Source organism: Pedobacter sp. (assembly GCF_965249885.1).
GTDB lineage: Bacteria > Bacteroidota > Bacteroidia > Sphingobacteriales > Sphingobacteriaceae > Pedobacter.
In genome coordinates this window covers 1,929,337-1,943,873 of sequence record NZ_OZ252254.1, presented here as the reverse complement: position 1 = coordinate 1,943,873, position 14,537 = coordinate 1,929,337, and the positions used below count along the sequence as shown (strand labels likewise).

Genomic DNA, 14,537 nt, shown 5'->3' with positions numbered 1-14,537 from the left:
CCTAGCACAGTCATATTTAATGAAAAAGATATACTTATTGGTGCTGCTATTGGCTAGCATTGGAGCCGTAAAAGCCCAAAATACACCTAATGATGCTGCGATAGTTTTCCCAAAGGTAGACGCAAGTCCGCTTGATGTGGTGTACTATCCCTTAAACACTTCAAAAGCTAAGGAAGCAATTGCTCCCGTAATTCGAGTTCTATATTCTCGTCCGCAGAAAAAAGGCAGAGAAATTTTTGGTGTGTTGGAGCAATTTGATAAAGTTTGGCGCCTAGGTGCTAACGAAAATACAGAGATTGAGTTTTACAAAGCTGTTACTATTGATGGCAAAAAAGTAAAAGCCGGCAGGTACAGCATGTTCGCCATTCCAAATAAGGATAAGTGGACCATCATCATCAATAAGCAAACTGATAAATGGGGCGCTTTTACCTATGATGAAAAGAAAGATATATTGAGAGTGGATATCCCTGTGGGTAAACCAGAAAAAACCGTGGATGCTTTCTCTATGACTTTTGTAGAAACGGCTGAAGGTGCTAATTTGGTAATGGCTTGGGACAATACGCAAACCATATTACCCATCCAGTTTAAGAAATAAAGAAAATCAACAAATAAAAAAGGGAGAAATTATTCTCCCTTTTTTTGTGCCTTTTTCAATCCCTTTCGGAGATAAAAATCTAAATAAATCAATAGCAAACCTGCGTTCACAAACACGAAAACCATCATTACCGTTGGATTAATTAGTTTGTCTATGTCGGCATCTAAATCAATTTGAATTAGTTTGCCAACCGTAAACTTTGCGGTAGCGAAGGCATAAACCAAAATCCCTAGCAATGTAACGGAGAAAAATCCTCCGATGGCATAAATAATACGGGAATCAACTCGAGTTTTAAGCTGGACAGGAGCAATTTCATGCTGTACCTTGTCCATTACATTTCGTGTAAATGACATGGAAGGTTCATCAATCTCCGTTTCTGCAGCAATGATTTGATTTAGTTCCAGCAATTGCTGATAAAGATTGCTGAACGCAGCATCAGTTGATAGCTTAGCTTCGATAGCTAGTTTCTCCGCATCGGAGCAATTGCCATCAATATAGTTCCAAAGTTGTTCTTCTTGCATTGTCATATTAACTCCTTTGTTTCATCTTTTAACAAAAATTGTAATTTATCTTTCAAACGATGTCTCGCTCTATGCAGCTTCACCTTCACCGTGTTAGGATCCATGGCAAGTGCAATGCCAATCTCTTCTAAACTTTGCTCCGCTTTATAAAAAAGTGTGATAATAGCAGCGTCATCCGGCAAAAGCATCGCTATGGCTTCGTTTAAATATTTATAGTTAGATTTTCTTTCCACTAAATCAGCATCAAAAGCACTATTGGTATTCGCCAACTGCAGCACTTGTTCTTCATCATCAATAGAAGTCGAATTTAACTTCTTTTTGCGCAAATAAGTCATTGCCGTTGTATAGGTGATGGTGTACAACCATGTAGAAAACTTAGAAGTTTGCTTGAAAGTTCCCAATGCTTTGTAAGCCTTAATGAAACAATCTTGAGCAATTTCTTCGGCATCTTCCCTATTTTTTGCAAAGCGCAAGGCCAGTGTGAACACAAACCGCTGATGACGGCCCACCAACAGGGCATAATTAGCCGTATTCCCAGCTAAAATGGAGTTGATGAGTTCTAAATCTGTGGCTATTTGCTGCATTACTTACTATGACGCAAAGTATTTAATTCGGGTTACAGCAATTTACGAAATTAGTTTAAAGAGGCTTCTAAAGGTTAATTGTCTAACCGTTTAATTGTTGCAGGTTAGTCTACTAGATGAATGCTCTCCGCAATGCCTAATCATCTAAACCCGCAACCACAAATCATAAAAAACATTACGTTAATGCGAAACGGCCTTTAAGCCCACAATGGAACCTATTAAGGTAATGATGAAAAACACCCGCCAAAAGCTTACCGGATCTTTAAAAAAGAAAATGCCCATTAGTACGGTGCCCACTGCGCCAACGCCAGTCCAAACGGCGTAAGCTGTACCTATGGGCAAAGTTTGTGTTGCTTTAATAAGCAGAAGCATGCTAATAGTTAGCGATATTAAAAAGCCAGCAAACCACCAAGCGGCCTCGGCGCCAGATGTTTCTTTTACTTTTCCTAAGCAAGAAGCGAAGGCCACTTCAAATAAGCCTGCAATTATTAATATCACCCAATTCATCTTATTATTTATTTAGTATAGCAGCAAAATTAACTTTTTTAATGGCAGGGTGTAACCTATTTTTTTTTGAGGTTGTCATAGCTATCAGAACACGATTCAGAGAAATTAAAAAGAACATTTAACAAAAAATTATAAAGTTATGGGAGGCAAAGAATTAATACCAATTGTGCTATTTATAGGCTCATTCTCCTTGGTTTTTGGCATCAGATATTTGATTAATAAAGAGAAGATGGCCATGATTGAAAGAGGAATTGATCCGGGACTTAGAAAAGCAACACCAAAACCATTTATCAGTTTAAAATTTGGGCTATTACTGGTTGGACTAGGCTTAGGTTTATTGGTGGCATTATTTACAGTTAGAGGAGTTTTTGGAAGCGAAATGAAGGATGCAGAACAAGGACAAGCAGTAGCTATCTATTTCGGAAGTATTTTCATCTTCGGCGGTTTAGGCTTAATTACATCTTATGTGATAGAGAAGAAATGGCTTGACCAACAACCATAGTAATGACCTTTTATTTAGGAAACCACGACGCTAAAGCATCGTGGTTTTTTGTTTTAGTCAAAAATGCTAGGCTCACCGTTGCCAAGTATAAGCTTAATGCTTTATTTTCTGTAAGATTTGCGAAGTTTCGAAAACTTCGCAAATCTCCAAGCTATCGCTAAGCTTTACTTCCTTTCATCGCTTTGAGGAACTTGATCAGTACCGCTTCGTCATTTCTTAAGGCCTTACGTTCGTCGACTTCGCTTATGGCTATTTTATTAAGGTAACGTTTCAACTCACCTTTCTCAAACGCTTCCAACACCAATGGATAAACGTAGGAACTTTTACAAACAGCACGAGTATTTCCCAATTTGGCCGCTACGCAATCCAAGGCGGCAACCACGTGTTTCTTCGCAGAAATGTCTGGGTTTTCGTTACTACAAATGGCTAGCTGTCTTAACGCTTCCAAAGTGCCACCCCAAGTCCTAAAATCTTTTGCGGTAAAGTCATCGCCAGTAATTTCTTTAATGTATTGATTGATCATCCCAGAATCTACCGCTCTCCGTTGGTTGTTTGCGTCGTAGTATTGAAACAAATCTTGTCCGGGGATATCCCGACTTTTTTTAACTAATGCAGCCAAGCGCTTATCGGTAAGCTTCACTTCTTGGCTCACTCCTTTTTTTCCAACAAAACATAAAAATGTGCCGTTAGATTTTTGCTTCAAATGTTTGTCCTTCAACGTGCTTAATCCGTAGCTATTATAGCTTTTTTCATAAGCCGCCGTACCAATTCTGATCAAAGTTTCCTGTAAAACTTTTACGCAAAGCGCCAGCACTTTACGTTCATCGAAATTGCGTCGGCGTAAATCTTTTTCCACTTGCAGCCTGGCTTTGGGTAGTGCCTTTCCAAATTCTAGCAGTCTGAAATATTTATGGTTTGATCGTCTGTTAACCCACTCTTGATGATAACGATATTGCTTGCGACCAGCGGCATCAACCCCAATAGCTTGCAGGTAACCATTTTTCTTGGGCGATATCCAAACGTTAGTCCAAGCTGGAGGCAAAACCAGTTTCTGTATGCGCTCTAAAGCATTGGAATCGGTAACCGTATTCCCTTTATGATCTTCATATTTGAACTTGCCAGGAACTCCTTTACGGTAAATCCCGCCCTTTTCGGGACTAACAAAAACTAATTGACTATTATTAATGATATCAGCTGTGCTTACCATGATGCTATTTATGGCAAAAACAACAATTAAGCGCAAATAGTTTTGTTGCTGGCTACGCGAAATTTTAAGGAGCTAAATATTGATGTAAGGTGGTAATGCGCCGCTACCCTTGTGGTTTAGGCAAAATCGCCACCGTTAGTCGGCTCACGCAATTCATTTTACCTTTATCAGTATATAATTTGATTTCCCAAAGATGCGTTTTTGCCCCAATGTGAAGCGGCTTACATACACCTTTTACGAAACCACTGCTTACCGGCCTAATGTGATTGGCATTTACTTCTAAGCCAACGGCAATGTGCTTATCAGGATTAATACACATATAAGATGCAATGCTCCCCAATGTTTCGGCCAAAACTACCGAAGCGCCGCCATGCAAAATTCCTGCGGGCTGGTGCGTACGCTCGTCTACCGGCATGGTAGCCACCAAGTAATCTTCACCAACTTCCGTGAACTCAATACCAAGTAACGCTCCAATATGGTTTTTAGGGCGATTATTCAACTGCTCAGGCGTAAATTCTTTGAACCAAATCATATGTTAAATTTAAAGTCAAAAATAAAAAGTCAAAATGTAACCGTACAAACTTTATCAATTCGACTATAAATATCTTTCCTCAATAATTTTTTGATGATGGATGACGTGCCCCGCTAACACAAAAACAACCGCCCTTACACTAATTTCTAAATCATTTGCCACGCCTTTTCTATTCAATTCTTCTTCATTTAAAGATTTAATCAAAAATAAATTGGCTTTTCTAAGCAATCCAAATTCTTCTGCCAAGTCGGACAATTCACTTTGCGCAAAGTGTGCATGAGCTACATAGCTATCCTCATCAAAGCCTGGCAACGAAGCTTTTTCACCACGGGCAATACACATTAAGCGGTAAACCAACACCCTTTCGGTATCGATCATGTGTCCGAGTAATTCTTTAATGGTCCATTTTCCAGGTGCGTAGGCAAAATCTGCCTTTGCTTGTAAGCCTTGCATAAAGGCGGGAAATTCAGTTGCCTGTGCTGACAAAGTTGACACTACATCAGTTCCTACTAAACTGATATATTTCTCAGCCCAACGGGGATATTCTGGTGTTTGTGGTTGGTTCATAAGTGATACTGCTTTTTAAAATGATGCGGAAGGTTGTTCCCTTTCCTATTTCTGATTCTTTCACGAAAATCTGGCCTCGGTGGTAATTCTCAACGATACGCTTGGTTAGCGATAAGCCCAAGCCCCATCCTCTTTTTCTGGTAGTGTAGCCTGGTTGAAAAACCGTATCAAACTTCGATCGATGAATGCCCCTTCCAGTATCTGTTACATCAATAAATACTTCTTCTTTGGTGAGGTTTTCAATGATATTTACAGTAATGGTACCGTCGTTATCAATGGCATTTACCGCATTTTTTAATAAGTTTTCAATTACCCAATCAAATAATGGTATCGATAACATAGCCCTCACTTGGGTATCGCCTGTAATTTGGAAATTAATCTTTTCTGAAGCCCTTACTTTAAAATAATCTACAAAGTTGTTGATGACCACATAAACGACATGATCTTCCAAAAGTGGCTTAGACCCTATTTTAGAGAAACGATCGGCTATAATTTCCAGCCGTTGAATGTCGTTTTCCATTTCTGCCACTAAAGGATCTTCCTGGGCATCGAATCGGGTTTTGATGAGCTCTGTCCATGCCATTAAAGAAGATATTGGTGTGCCTAGCTGATGCGCAGTTTCCTTGGCCATTCCTACCCAAACTTGATCTTGCTCAGCCCGCCGAGCTGCACTAAATCCAACGTAAGCAGTAAGTAAAAATAAAGCAATTACACCTAACTGAATGTATGGGAAAAATCGTAGCTGTGTCAGCATGCTCGAATCTTTGTAATAAGCAATGAGTGGTTCATCATCAATCCCCTTCATTTTAGCTGGCTTGTGCTGCTCTTTCATTTTATGCAACTGCTTCACAAAGTAAAGCGAATCGTATTGCTTGGCTTTATTGTCTGGATAAAATGTTTTGGTGGTATCTAAGCCATCCCACAAATAAATGGAGCCATCGGTCTTAGTGATGATTACATCCATTTTATTGTTCTTTTTAATGGTTTCGAAAACGTCTGTCAGCTGCTCGTTATCGTACATTAACATCCGTTGCTCGGCCACTTTAACCCAAAGTAAAAACTGGGTGGCTTCCTCCCTTTCCATCTTTTTAACAAAAAAATTGGTGTACACCACCGATGCCGCCCCAATAACGATGGCAAATATCAGCAGGAAAAGTTTCCAACGTCGCTTCTTTTGATAGGGATTCATTTGAGTTGCAAAATACAATATCAGAACGGAAAAACGATAAAAGCATTGTGCTTTTTAAAAAGTGTAATCGCTTCCCCACCCATCAAAAAGACATAAAACCGAAGAAAAACATATCTTTGCGTTCTACTTAGTGCGACGAAGTTTTATATCGCACAACTGTAATTATATGTCAAAAGGAAGAATTTTAAAGGTTAAGGAATCAGCAATTGCCGTTATCACTCAAAACGAAACCGATTTTATTAGCCTTACCGATATGACTAGTAGTTTTAACGAAAGTAGTGGATTAATAGGCAAGTGGATTACCAACAAAAATACTTTGGAGTATTTGGGCGCTTGGGAAAAAATTAACAATTCAAGTTTTAATTACCCCGAATTCGGGGTAATTGGACAGGAAGCCGGAGTAAACCGTTTCATTATGTCTGTAGGACAGTGGATACAAAGAACAAAAGCAATTGGCTTAGTAGTAAAAGCAGGCCGTTATGGCGGCACATATGCACATAAAGACATTGCGTTTCACTTTGCTATGTGGCTAAGCCCCGAGTTTCAAATTTATCTTATCAACGAATTTCAACGTCTTAAAGAAGATGAAAATAATAGGTTGAAATTAGGATGGGATTTACAACGCACCTTATCGAAAGTAAATTACCATATACATACGGATGCCATAAAAGAAAACCTTATCCCTCTAGAAATTACCAGACAGCAGGCAAATATCGTATATGCTAATGAGGCCGATTTGCTAAATGTTGCCATATTTGGAATTACAGCAAAAGAATGGAAAGATACTAATCCAGATAAGAAAGGGAATATTAGAGATTATGCTACGTTAGAGCAGTTGGTGGTACTAAGTAATATGGAAAGCATAAACGCTTTACTTATTCGACAAAGTTTAACACAAAGCGAACGATTAAAACAACTCAACAAAGTTGCCATTACTCAAATGAAATCACTATTAGAGAGCAAAGCTTTAAAAAAATTGAAATAAAAAAGATTTGGCCAAGCATTATGGTATTTACCTGTCCTAAGCCAACATTACATGCTTAACATAACCATGAACAAAGAAGTTAGAGTAAGATTTGCGCCAAGCCCAACTGGAGGCTTACATTTAGGGGGTGTTAGAACCGCCCTTTTCAATTACTTATTTGCTAAAAAACATAACGGAACGTTTATTTTAAGGGTTGAAGATACCGACCAAACCCGTTTTGTGGCGGGAGCAGAAGAGTATATTGTAGATTGTTTAGCATGGTGCGGCATCGCACCTGATGAAAGCCCACAAAAACCTGGTGCTTTTGGTCCGTACAGACAAAGCGAGCGCAAACCAAGTTACCGACAGTATGCCGAGCAATTAGTTAATAGCGGCTATGCTTACTACGCCTTTGATACAGCCGAAGAGCTAACGGAAAAAAGAGCGCAAGAACCAAATTTCTTGTACGGTCAAAAAAGCCGTATGCAAATGCGCAACTCATTAACACTTACTCAAAGTGAAGTTAGTGAGTTGTTAGCACAAAATGCACCGCATGTAATTCGCATTAAAATGCCTTCAAATGAGCAAGTAACTTTTACCGATATGATTAGGGGCGAAGTGACTTTTGACACCAATTTGGTTGATGATAAAGTACTACTTAAAGCAGACGGAATGCCTACTTATCACCTAGCGGTAGTGGTTGACGATCGTGCCATGCAAATTTCGCATATTTTTAGAGGAGAAGAATGGTTACCATCAGCACCTATACATTTGTTACTTTGGGAATATTTGGGCTGGGGCGATGAGATGCCAGCTTGGGCGCACTTGCCACTAATTTTAAAGCCTGATGGCAACGGAAAGTTAAGCAAACGCGATGGCGATAGGCTGGGTTTCCCGGTTTATGCCATGAACTGGACTGATCCCAAAACTGGTGATTTGACCAAAGGATTTAAGGAACTAGGTTTCATGCCTGAAGCTTTCGTGAACCTTCTGGCTTTATTAGGTTGGAATGATGGAACCGATAAAGAAATCTTTACGCTAAACGAATTAATTGATAGCTTCAGTGTTGAACGCATCAGTAAAGCGGGAGCCAAATTCGATTTTGAAAAAGCAAAATGGTTCAACCACGAGTGGATTAAAAACTCACCTGTTGAGCAGCTACTTACAAACGTACAAACGGAACTTAGTGGAGCTGGTATAAGCATTACAGATGGTGAAAAACTGGCGACTGCTATTAGTTTGGTAAAAGATAGATGCACCTTACTGTCGGATTTTGTGAGCCAGTTGGGCTATTTCTTTGTAGCACCTCAGGATTACGATATATCAGCCATTGCCCCTAAATGGACTGCCGAAAAAACTGATTTCTTTGAAGCTTTTGCACAAACTTTAAATATTGAGACAACCGCAGCAGAACTGGAAAGTGCATTTAAAGCCCTAGCCGAAAGCAAATCCTTAAAAGCTGGTGAAGTGATGTTGCCTTTGCGTATGATGTTAGTTGGCGGCAAGTTTGGCCCAGGCGTGTTTGATATCGTTAAGTTTCTAGGAAAAGAAGAAACACAAAATAGAATTGCCTACGGTTTGTCAAAACTTAATGCCTAGTTTGGTGTTTGATTTCAAATATATCAAGCTATGCAATGGTTCGGAAAAGGTAGCGACAACGTAGAGGACGGTCGCGGAGGTGGCGGCAAACTCGCCCTTGGAGGTGGTTTGGGCGTTATTGTAGTAATATTAGGTTTGTTTTTTGGTCAAGATTTAACGGGTTTGGTAAGTCAATTGCCGGGTGCGTCAGACCAAGCTAATGTTACCACTGGAAGCTCACCAAACGATGATCCCCAGAAAAAATTTGTAAGCGGTGTGTTGGAATCAACTGAACAAGTTTGGGATGCCCAATTTGAACAGATGGGCTTACAGTACCAGCATCCACGTTTGCGCATGTTTACCGATGGTGTACAAACCGCATGTGGCGGCGCTTCATCTGCAGTTGGCCCTTTTTATTGCCCTGCCGATAGCAAAGTATACATCGACCTTTCATTTTTTGAAGAACTGAAAAACAGGTTTGGTGCTGCCGGCGATTTTGCCCAAGCCTATGTAATTGCTCACGAAGTTGGCCACCACGTACAAAACTTGTTAGGAACATCTGAAAAAGTACAGCAAGCTCGTGGCAGGTTAAGCGAAAAAGAATACAATAAGCTTTCGGTGATGTTGGAGCTGCAAGCAGATTTTTACGCTGGCTTGTGGGCGCATCATGCACAAAATCTAAAGGATTTTAGGCTTGATCCCGGAGATTTGGAAGAAGCCTTAACCGCAGCAAACGCCATTGGAGATGATAAACTGCAAAAGCAGGCTACAGGCCAGGTAGTTCCCGACTCATTCACGCATGGTACCTCTGCCCAGCGCATGCAATGGTTTAAAAAAGGATTTGACACAGGCAACATCAATCAAGGCAACACTTTCAGCTCTGAAAGCTTTTGAAAGTTTTCGAAAACCAATTGGAATACTGCGGTAAGTTTTAAATAAAATTTTTATCCAATCATTTTTATTTACATTTGAGGATGATCTTACTTGTTGACGATACTCCAGAGAACCTCATTTCTTTGAAAAACGTTCTCGAAAAACATGGTTTTGAAGTAGATACAGCTGGTTCGGGAGAAGAAGCACTCAAAAAAGTGCTTAAAAATTCGTACGTACTCATCATTTTGGATGTACAAATGCCCGAAATGGATGGTTTTGAAGTAGCGGAAGTGATTTCCGGTTACAGCAAAGCTAAAGAAACAGCAATTATTTTCTTATCGGCTGCAAATACCGAATTTAGGTTCATCGCAAAAGGATACTCTTCTGGCGGGCTCGATTATATTACCAAACCGGTAGACATTAACATTCTCCTGCTGAAAATTAAAACCTTTTACCGTATTTACGAACAAAGCCGAAAGCTAAACGAAATACAGAAAGCACTTTTAGAGGAAATTGAATTTAGAAAAGCCGCCGAAAGCAAAAAAGACGAGTTCATTAGCATTGCCAGCCACGAACTTAAAACGCCACTTACGAGTGTGAAAGGCTATATCCAATTATTGGAACGCGGCTTAGCCAAAGGCGATATCGAACTGGTAAAAAGTCACCTCTCCAAAGCGCAAATACAGCTTGAAAAATTGAACGGCCTTATTGCCGATCTTCTTGATATTTCAAAGATTGAAAGCGGCAAGCTTAAATTTAATAAACAATACTTTGACCTCGACCAGTTGTTAGATGGCATTGTGGAAGTTTTACACCAATCCAACCCAGATTTTAAAATTATAAAGGAAGGAAAAGTAAGCACTCCAATTTTCGCCGATGAAATGCGTATTGAACAAGTTGTGGTCAACTTTTTAACTAATGCAATCAAATACTCGCCAGGCACCAACGAAGCTAAGCTAACGGTAAGCTTGAAAAACAAAGAACTGTTTGTAGGGGTGAAAGATTATGGCATTGGCATGCGCCCAGAACAAGTAAAAAGAGTTTTTGAAAAATTTTATCGCGTGGAGGAAACATCTCAACGTTTTCAGGGTTTAGGAATTGGACTTTATATCTCTTCCGAAATCATCAAAAGACACGGTGGGCAAATCAATGTAAAATCGAACTATGGCGAAGGCTCTGAATTTTATTTTACCATACCTATTGAACCACTGGTTGCCGAGATAGATGCTTAATTGATGAGCGACGATATGGCAAGTCAGAAATTTATTTAATTTCATTAAAAGTCCTCCCGAAAGGGAAACGCTAAATATTAACGGATGAAACTAACTTTAAAAAGTAACCTTCGCATAGGCTTGGGTATCTCTCTACTCTTACTCATTATTAGCTCAACGGCTTCGTTCATCAGTATCAAAAACTTGATTAAAAGTGCTGATTTAGTAGTGGAAAGCAATGGCATTATTAATGACGTGGATAATATCGTATCGATGTTAAAAGATGCTGAAACAGGACAAAGAGGTTATCTTTTGACTGGTAATGAAGTATTTTTAGATCCCTACGAAAGAAGTATCAGCCGTACAGACTCCCTGTTCAACCGTGTTTTTTTAGCAACGCAGGACAATGCCTATGAGCAACAAAAACTTTCGGAGCTTAAAACGGTAATCGACAAGCGAATGCAAATTTTGGTTAGCACCATTGAGCTCAAACGAAAAAAAGGACAAGTATTGGAACAAACCTTACTGCAGGGTAAAGTTTACATGGATAGCGCACGTAAATTAATTAGGGAAATTAGGATAGAGGAGCGCCGTTCTTTAGCCGAAAAAACCAAAGAAATGACTTCGCTAGCGGGCTTTTCTCCATTCTTAATCATACTTGCTGCCCTATTATCGATTCTGAGTACTGTTTTCTTTTATAGAAAAGTGAGTGGCGAGTTCAATGAAAGGGTCTCTTTATTTAACCAGCTGCAGCAGGTGAATGAAGATACAGCAAAGCGAATAGAAACGATTAAAAGCATTGCGCATCAAATATCTACCGGCAATTACAAGGTTAGGATCCACGAAACTTCTAAAGATGGCTTGGGAATTTTGTCATCGTCATTAAACACTATGGCCGAAGCTTTACAAAGCTCTTTCAATGCCTTGGAGGATAAAGACTGGATGCAAACTGGCGTTGCAATTCTTAACGAAAAAATGGTGGGCGAGAAAGACACCGCCTCTTTAGCAAGCGATATTTTAACGGCGGTGGTTGAACACACCAAAAGTTTTGTGGGTGCATTTTACCTGCTTGAGGATGATGACCAATTACACTTAACCAGCGGATTTGCATTAAATATTAAAGAACAACAAAGAAAAATCGCTATTGGCGAAGGGCTAGTTGGACAGGCTTTCCAATCAGAAAAATTAATTCTACTTGAGAAAGTGCCAAACCACGAAGCCACCATAAGCTACGCCACCGGACAAACGAAGCCAAGCTGCGTAATGGCTTTTCCTATTGTAAGAAACGGACTGGTAATGGGAGTTATTGAACTGGCTACGGTACATTCCTATCCGCAACGTAAATTAGATTTCGTTCAAAATATCTCTACCAACATTGGTATTGCTATTAACGCAGCTCAAAACAGGAAAAAATTGCAAGATTTCTTAGAGGAAACGCAATCTCAAGCGGAAGAGTTACAAGCGCAGCACAGTGAACTAGAAGCATTAAATGCAGAATTAGAAGCTCAAACGCAAAAAATACAAGCCTCAGAAGAGGAACTAAGGGTACAACAGGAAGAGCTGCTTCAAAGCAATCAGGAACTGGAAGAAAGAAGTGCCCTTTTAGAAGAGCGCAACCAATTGATTCTCGAACGTAATTTAGAGATCAAACAAAAAGCGGAACAATTAGAGCAAAGCACCAAGTATAAGTCAGAATTTTTAGCGAACATGTCGCATGAACTGCGAACCCCTTTAAATTCTATTTTGCTGCTTTCTAAATTGATGTCGGATAGCGAAGAACTGGCTAAGGAATACACCGAGTATGCTTCTGTAATACAAAGTTCTGGACAAGGTTTATTGAGCTTAATTGATGAGATTTTAGACCTTTCAAAAATTGAAGCCGGTAAAATGGAATTGGAAATTAGCGAAGTCCGTGTAGAGGAAATCACAACAGATATCCGCTCGTTATTTATGCCAATTGCTAAAGATAAACACCTAGATTTGGTGATTGGAGTTTCAGGCGATACACCAAATGCCTTCCAAACCGATAAAATGCGTTTATCACAAATCCTGAAAAACTTGCTTTCTAATGCTTTCAAATTCACTTCTCAAGGAAAGGTAAGTTTATCTATTGGCTACCAAGAAAAAAATGGCATGTTGAGTTTTGCCGTTTCTGATACCGGCATTGGAATTCCTAAAAATAAACAATCATTGGTATTCGAAGCGTTTCAACAAGCAGATGGTTCGACTCGCCGTAAGTTTGGTGGTACTGGGCTTGGGCTTTCCATCAGTAAACAGCTCGCTAAATTGTTGGGTGGCACCATTACGCTGGAAAGCAAGGAAAACGAAGGAAGTACATTTACGTTATATATCCCACATAATTTCAATGAGCGCAGCGACGATATTTTTGCCGAACTTAAGGAGGAAGAAGAGGCTAGCGCAAGCCATGTTGCACTGAACGAAAAGGAAGAAGAACGATTTGTGGTTAATAAAATTCCTGAAGATGTAGCTGATGACAGGGATCAAATTCAGGCTGATGACAAGGTAATTCTTATAATTGAGGATGACACCTACTTTGCGAAAACGTTATTAGATTTCACCCGCAAAAGAAACTACAAAGGCTTAGTGGCTGTACGCGGAGACATCGGCATAGAAATGGCCCAAAAATATAACCCAAGGGCAATCCTATTAGATATTCAGTTGCCAATTAAAGATGGGTGGCAGGTAATGGACGAGCTGAAAGGTAATCCTGCTACCAGACATATTCCGGTGCATATCATGTCGTCTTTATCTGCCAAAAAGCAGAGCTTGCAAAAGGGAGCGGTAGATTTCATCGATAAGCCTTTTGCTTTGGAACACATGAAACAGGTGTTCGAAAAGCTGGAACATGCATTAAGCAAAAACCCTAAAAAAGTACTGATTGTTGAAGAAAACAAGCAACATGCACAGGCTTTAAGCCACTTTTTAAGTAACTCGAATTTGCAAACTACGGTAGCTTCTAATATTTCTGATAGTATTGATGCACTGCAAACCAAAGAAGTTGATTGCGTGATCTTAGATATGGGTATTCCTGATAAAAATGCTTACGAAACCTTAGAAGTGATTAAAAAGAGCGAAGGTTTGGAAAACTTGCCCATCATCATCTTTACTGGTAAGAATTTATCTAAAGGCGAAGAAAACAGAATTAAGCAATATGCAGATTCAATTGTGGTAAAAACAGCACATTCTTATCAACGTATTTTGGATGAGGCAGCGGTATTTTTACACTTGGTGGAAGAAAAGCGTGGAAACAAAAAAATTGAACCTAAAGCTGCCACACTACAAAACCTTAACGACGTACTGAAAGATAAAGTGGTGCTTATTGCAGATGACGATGTACGCAACATCTTTTCGTTAACCAAAGCCTTAGAGCCTCATAAAATGAAGGTGATTCCAGCAACAGATGGCCGCGAAGCTTTAGAAGCCATTAAAGCTAATCCTAAAATAGACGTGGTATTAATGGATATGATGATGCCTGAACTGGATGGCTACGAAACCACCAAGCAAATCAGGGCAATGGCAGCGTACAAAAACCTACCTATTTTAGCTGTTACTGCAAAAGCCATGCTTGGCGACCGTGAAAAATGTATCGCCGCAGGTGCGTCTGATTATATCTCCAAACCTGTGGATATCGATCAGCTGATTTCGTTACTTAGAGTTTGGCTTTACGACAAAATTAACTAGCTACT

14 protein-coding genes are annotated in these 14,537 nt (G+C 39.7%); 7 read left to right on the top strand and 7 right to left on the bottom strand.

From position 1 onward, the window contains the following. Positions 1–19 precede the first annotated feature (19 nt). The gene (locus ACY2A0_RS08270; protein ID WP_461789087.1) at positions 20–595 is read left to right on the top strand and encodes a DUF2911 domain-containing protein; all 576 of its coding nucleotides are present in this window, start codon (positions 20–22) and stop codon (positions 593–595) included. 29 nt (positions 596–624) lie between these two features. Here ACY2A0_RS08270 and ACY2A0_RS08265 read toward each other — a convergent pair whose 3' ends face one another. The 3 genes from ACY2A0_RS08265 to ACY2A0_RS08255 all read right to left on the bottom strand — a co-directional run bounded on the left by ACY2A0_RS08265 (position 625) and on the right by ACY2A0_RS08255 (position 2,207). Beyond that, complete coding sequence (locus ACY2A0_RS08265) at positions 625–1,116, bottom strand: anti-sigma factor family protein (RefSeq protein WP_461791323.1); 492 nt, start codon at positions 1,114–1,116, stop codon at positions 625–627. Positions 1,117–1,118: 2 nt separating this feature from the next. Further along, positions 1,119–1,700, bottom strand: a complete 582-nt coding sequence (locus ACY2A0_RS08260; protein WP_461789085.1) for an RNA polymerase sigma factor — start codon at positions 1,698–1,700, stop codon at positions 1,119–1,121. Between the two features lie 180 nt (positions 1,701–1,880). Next, positions 1,881–2,207 (bottom strand): DMT family transporter, encoded by a 327-nt coding sequence (locus ACY2A0_RS08255; protein ID WP_461789084.1) that lies wholly within the window; start codon positions 2,205–2,207, stop codon positions 1,881–1,883. Between the two features lie 139 nt (positions 2,208–2,346). Between ACY2A0_RS08255 and ACY2A0_RS08250 the strand changes: the two genes are divergently transcribed. Beyond that, positions 2,347–2,709 carry a DUF6249 domain-containing protein gene (locus ACY2A0_RS08250; RefSeq protein WP_113638124.1) on the top strand — a complete coding sequence of 121 codons (363 nt, stop codon included), beginning with the start codon at positions 2,347–2,349 and terminating at the stop codon, positions 2,707–2,709. Between the two features lie 157 nt (positions 2,710–2,866). Here the strand turns inward: ACY2A0_RS08250 and ACY2A0_RS08245 are convergent, their stop codons facing one another. The 4 genes from ACY2A0_RS08245 to ACY2A0_RS08230 all read right to left on the bottom strand — a co-directional run bounded on the left by ACY2A0_RS08245 (position 2,867) and on the right by ACY2A0_RS08230 (position 6,204). Then, positions 2,867–3,916: a DNA topoisomerase IB gene (locus ACY2A0_RS08245; RefSeq protein ID WP_461789083.1), complete on the bottom strand. Its 1,050-nt coding sequence runs from the start codon at positions 3,914–3,916 to the stop codon at positions 2,867–2,869. A 103-nt stretch (positions 3,917–4,019) separates the two neighbouring features. Beyond that, on the bottom strand, positions 4,020–4,448 hold the full coding sequence (locus ACY2A0_RS08240; protein WP_461789082.1) for a hotdog fold thioesterase: 429 nt from the start codon (positions 4,446–4,448) through the stop codon (positions 4,020–4,022). Between the two features lie 63 nt (positions 4,449–4,511). Then, the gene (locus ACY2A0_RS08235) at positions 4,512–5,015 is read right to left on the bottom strand and encodes a DinB family protein (protein ID WP_461789081.1); all 504 of its coding nucleotides are present in this window, start codon (positions 5,013–5,015) and stop codon (positions 4,512–4,514) included. Further along, positions 4,975–6,204 (bottom strand): sensor histidine kinase, encoded by a 1,230-nt coding sequence (locus tag ACY2A0_RS08230; protein ID WP_461789080.1) that lies wholly within the window; start codon positions 6,202–6,204, stop codon positions 4,975–4,977. The genes ACY2A0_RS08235 and ACY2A0_RS08230 overlap by 41 nt, the downstream gene beginning before the upstream one ends. Before the next feature lie 166 nt (positions 6,205–6,370). Between ACY2A0_RS08230 and ACY2A0_RS08225 the strand changes: the two genes are divergently transcribed. The 5 genes from ACY2A0_RS08225 to ACY2A0_RS08205 all read left to right on the top strand — a co-directional run bounded on the left by ACY2A0_RS08225 (position 6,371) and on the right by ACY2A0_RS08205 (position 14,532). Further along, positions 6,371–7,189, top strand: a complete 819-nt coding sequence (locus tag ACY2A0_RS08225; protein ID WP_461789079.1) for a KilA-N domain-containing protein — start codon at positions 6,371–6,373, stop codon at positions 7,187–7,189. 66 nt (positions 7,190–7,255) lie between these two features. Further along, positions 7,256–8,767, top strand: coding sequence for a glutamate--tRNA ligase (gene gltX / locus ACY2A0_RS08220; RefSeq protein ID WP_461789078.1), 1,512 nt, complete (start codon positions 7,256–7,258; stop codon positions 8,765–8,767). A 30-nt stretch (positions 8,768–8,797) separates the two neighbouring features. Next, entirely contained in the window at positions 8,798–9,640 is an 843-nt protein-coding gene (ypfJ, locus tag ACY2A0_RS08215; RefSeq protein WP_461789077.1) for a KPN_02809 family neutral zinc metallopeptidase, read from the top strand. An 80-nt stretch (positions 9,641–9,720) separates the two neighbouring features. Continuing rightward, the gene (locus ACY2A0_RS08210) at positions 9,721–10,851 is read left to right on the top strand and encodes an ATP-binding response regulator (protein WP_461789076.1); all 1,131 of its coding nucleotides are present in this window, start codon (positions 9,721–9,723) and stop codon (positions 10,849–10,851) included. A gap of 84 nt (positions 10,852–10,935) precedes the next feature. Further along, a complete protein-coding gene (locus tag ACY2A0_RS08205) occupies positions 10,936–14,532 on the top strand; it encodes a response regulator (protein WP_461789075.1) in 3,597 nt (1,198 codons plus the stop codon). The last annotated feature ends 5 nt before the right edge of the window (positions 14,533–14,537 follow it).

Coding starts and splice junctions, on each gene's coding strand:
- ACY2A0_RS08270 (WP_461789087.1), top strand. CDS start 20: ATGAAAAAGATATACTTATTGGTGCTGCTATTGGCTAGCATTGGAGCC.
- ACY2A0_RS08265 (WP_461791323.1), bottom strand. CDS start 1,116: ATGCAAGAAGAACAACTTTGGAACTATATTGATGGCAATTGCTCCGAT.
- ACY2A0_RS08260 (WP_461789085.1), bottom strand. CDS start 1,700: ATGCAGCAAATAGCCACAGATTTAGAACTCATCAACTCCATTTTAGCT.
- ACY2A0_RS08255 (WP_461789084.1), bottom strand. CDS start 2,207: ATGAATTGGGTGATATTAATAATTGCAGGCTTATTTGAAGTGGCCTTC.
- ACY2A0_RS08250 (WP_113638124.1), top strand. CDS start 2,347: ATGGGAGGCAAAGAATTAATACCAATTGTGCTATTTATAGGCTCATTC.
- ACY2A0_RS08245 (WP_461789083.1), bottom strand. CDS start 3,916: ATGGTAAGCACAGCTGATATCATTAATAATAGTCAATTAGTTTTTGTT.
- ACY2A0_RS08240 (WP_461789082.1), bottom strand. CDS start 4,448: ATGATTTGGTTCAAAGAATTTACGCCTGAGCAGTTGAATAATCGCCCT.
- ACY2A0_RS08235 (WP_461789081.1), bottom strand. CDS start 5,015: ATGAACCAACCACAAACACCAGAATATCCCCGTTGGGCTGAGAAATAT.
- ACY2A0_RS08230 (WP_461789080.1), bottom strand. CDS start 6,204: ATGAATCCCTATCAAAAGAAGCGACGTTGGAAACTTTTCCTGCTGATA.
- ACY2A0_RS08225 (WP_461789079.1), top strand. CDS start 6,371: ATGTCAAAAGGAAGAATTTTAAAGGTTAAGGAATCAGCAATTGCCGTT.
- gltX (WP_461789078.1), top strand. CDS start 7,256: ATGAACAAAGAAGTTAGAGTAAGATTTGCGCCAAGCCCAACTGGAGGC.
- ypfJ (WP_461789077.1), top strand. CDS start 8,798: ATGCAATGGTTCGGAAAAGGTAGCGACAACGTAGAGGACGGTCGCGGA.
- ACY2A0_RS08210 (WP_461789076.1), top strand. CDS start 9,721: ATGATCTTACTTGTTGACGATACTCCAGAGAACCTCATTTCTTTGAAA.
- ACY2A0_RS08205 (WP_461789075.1), top strand. CDS start 10,936: ATGAAACTAACTTTAAAAAGTAACCTTCGCATAGGCTTGGGTATCTCT.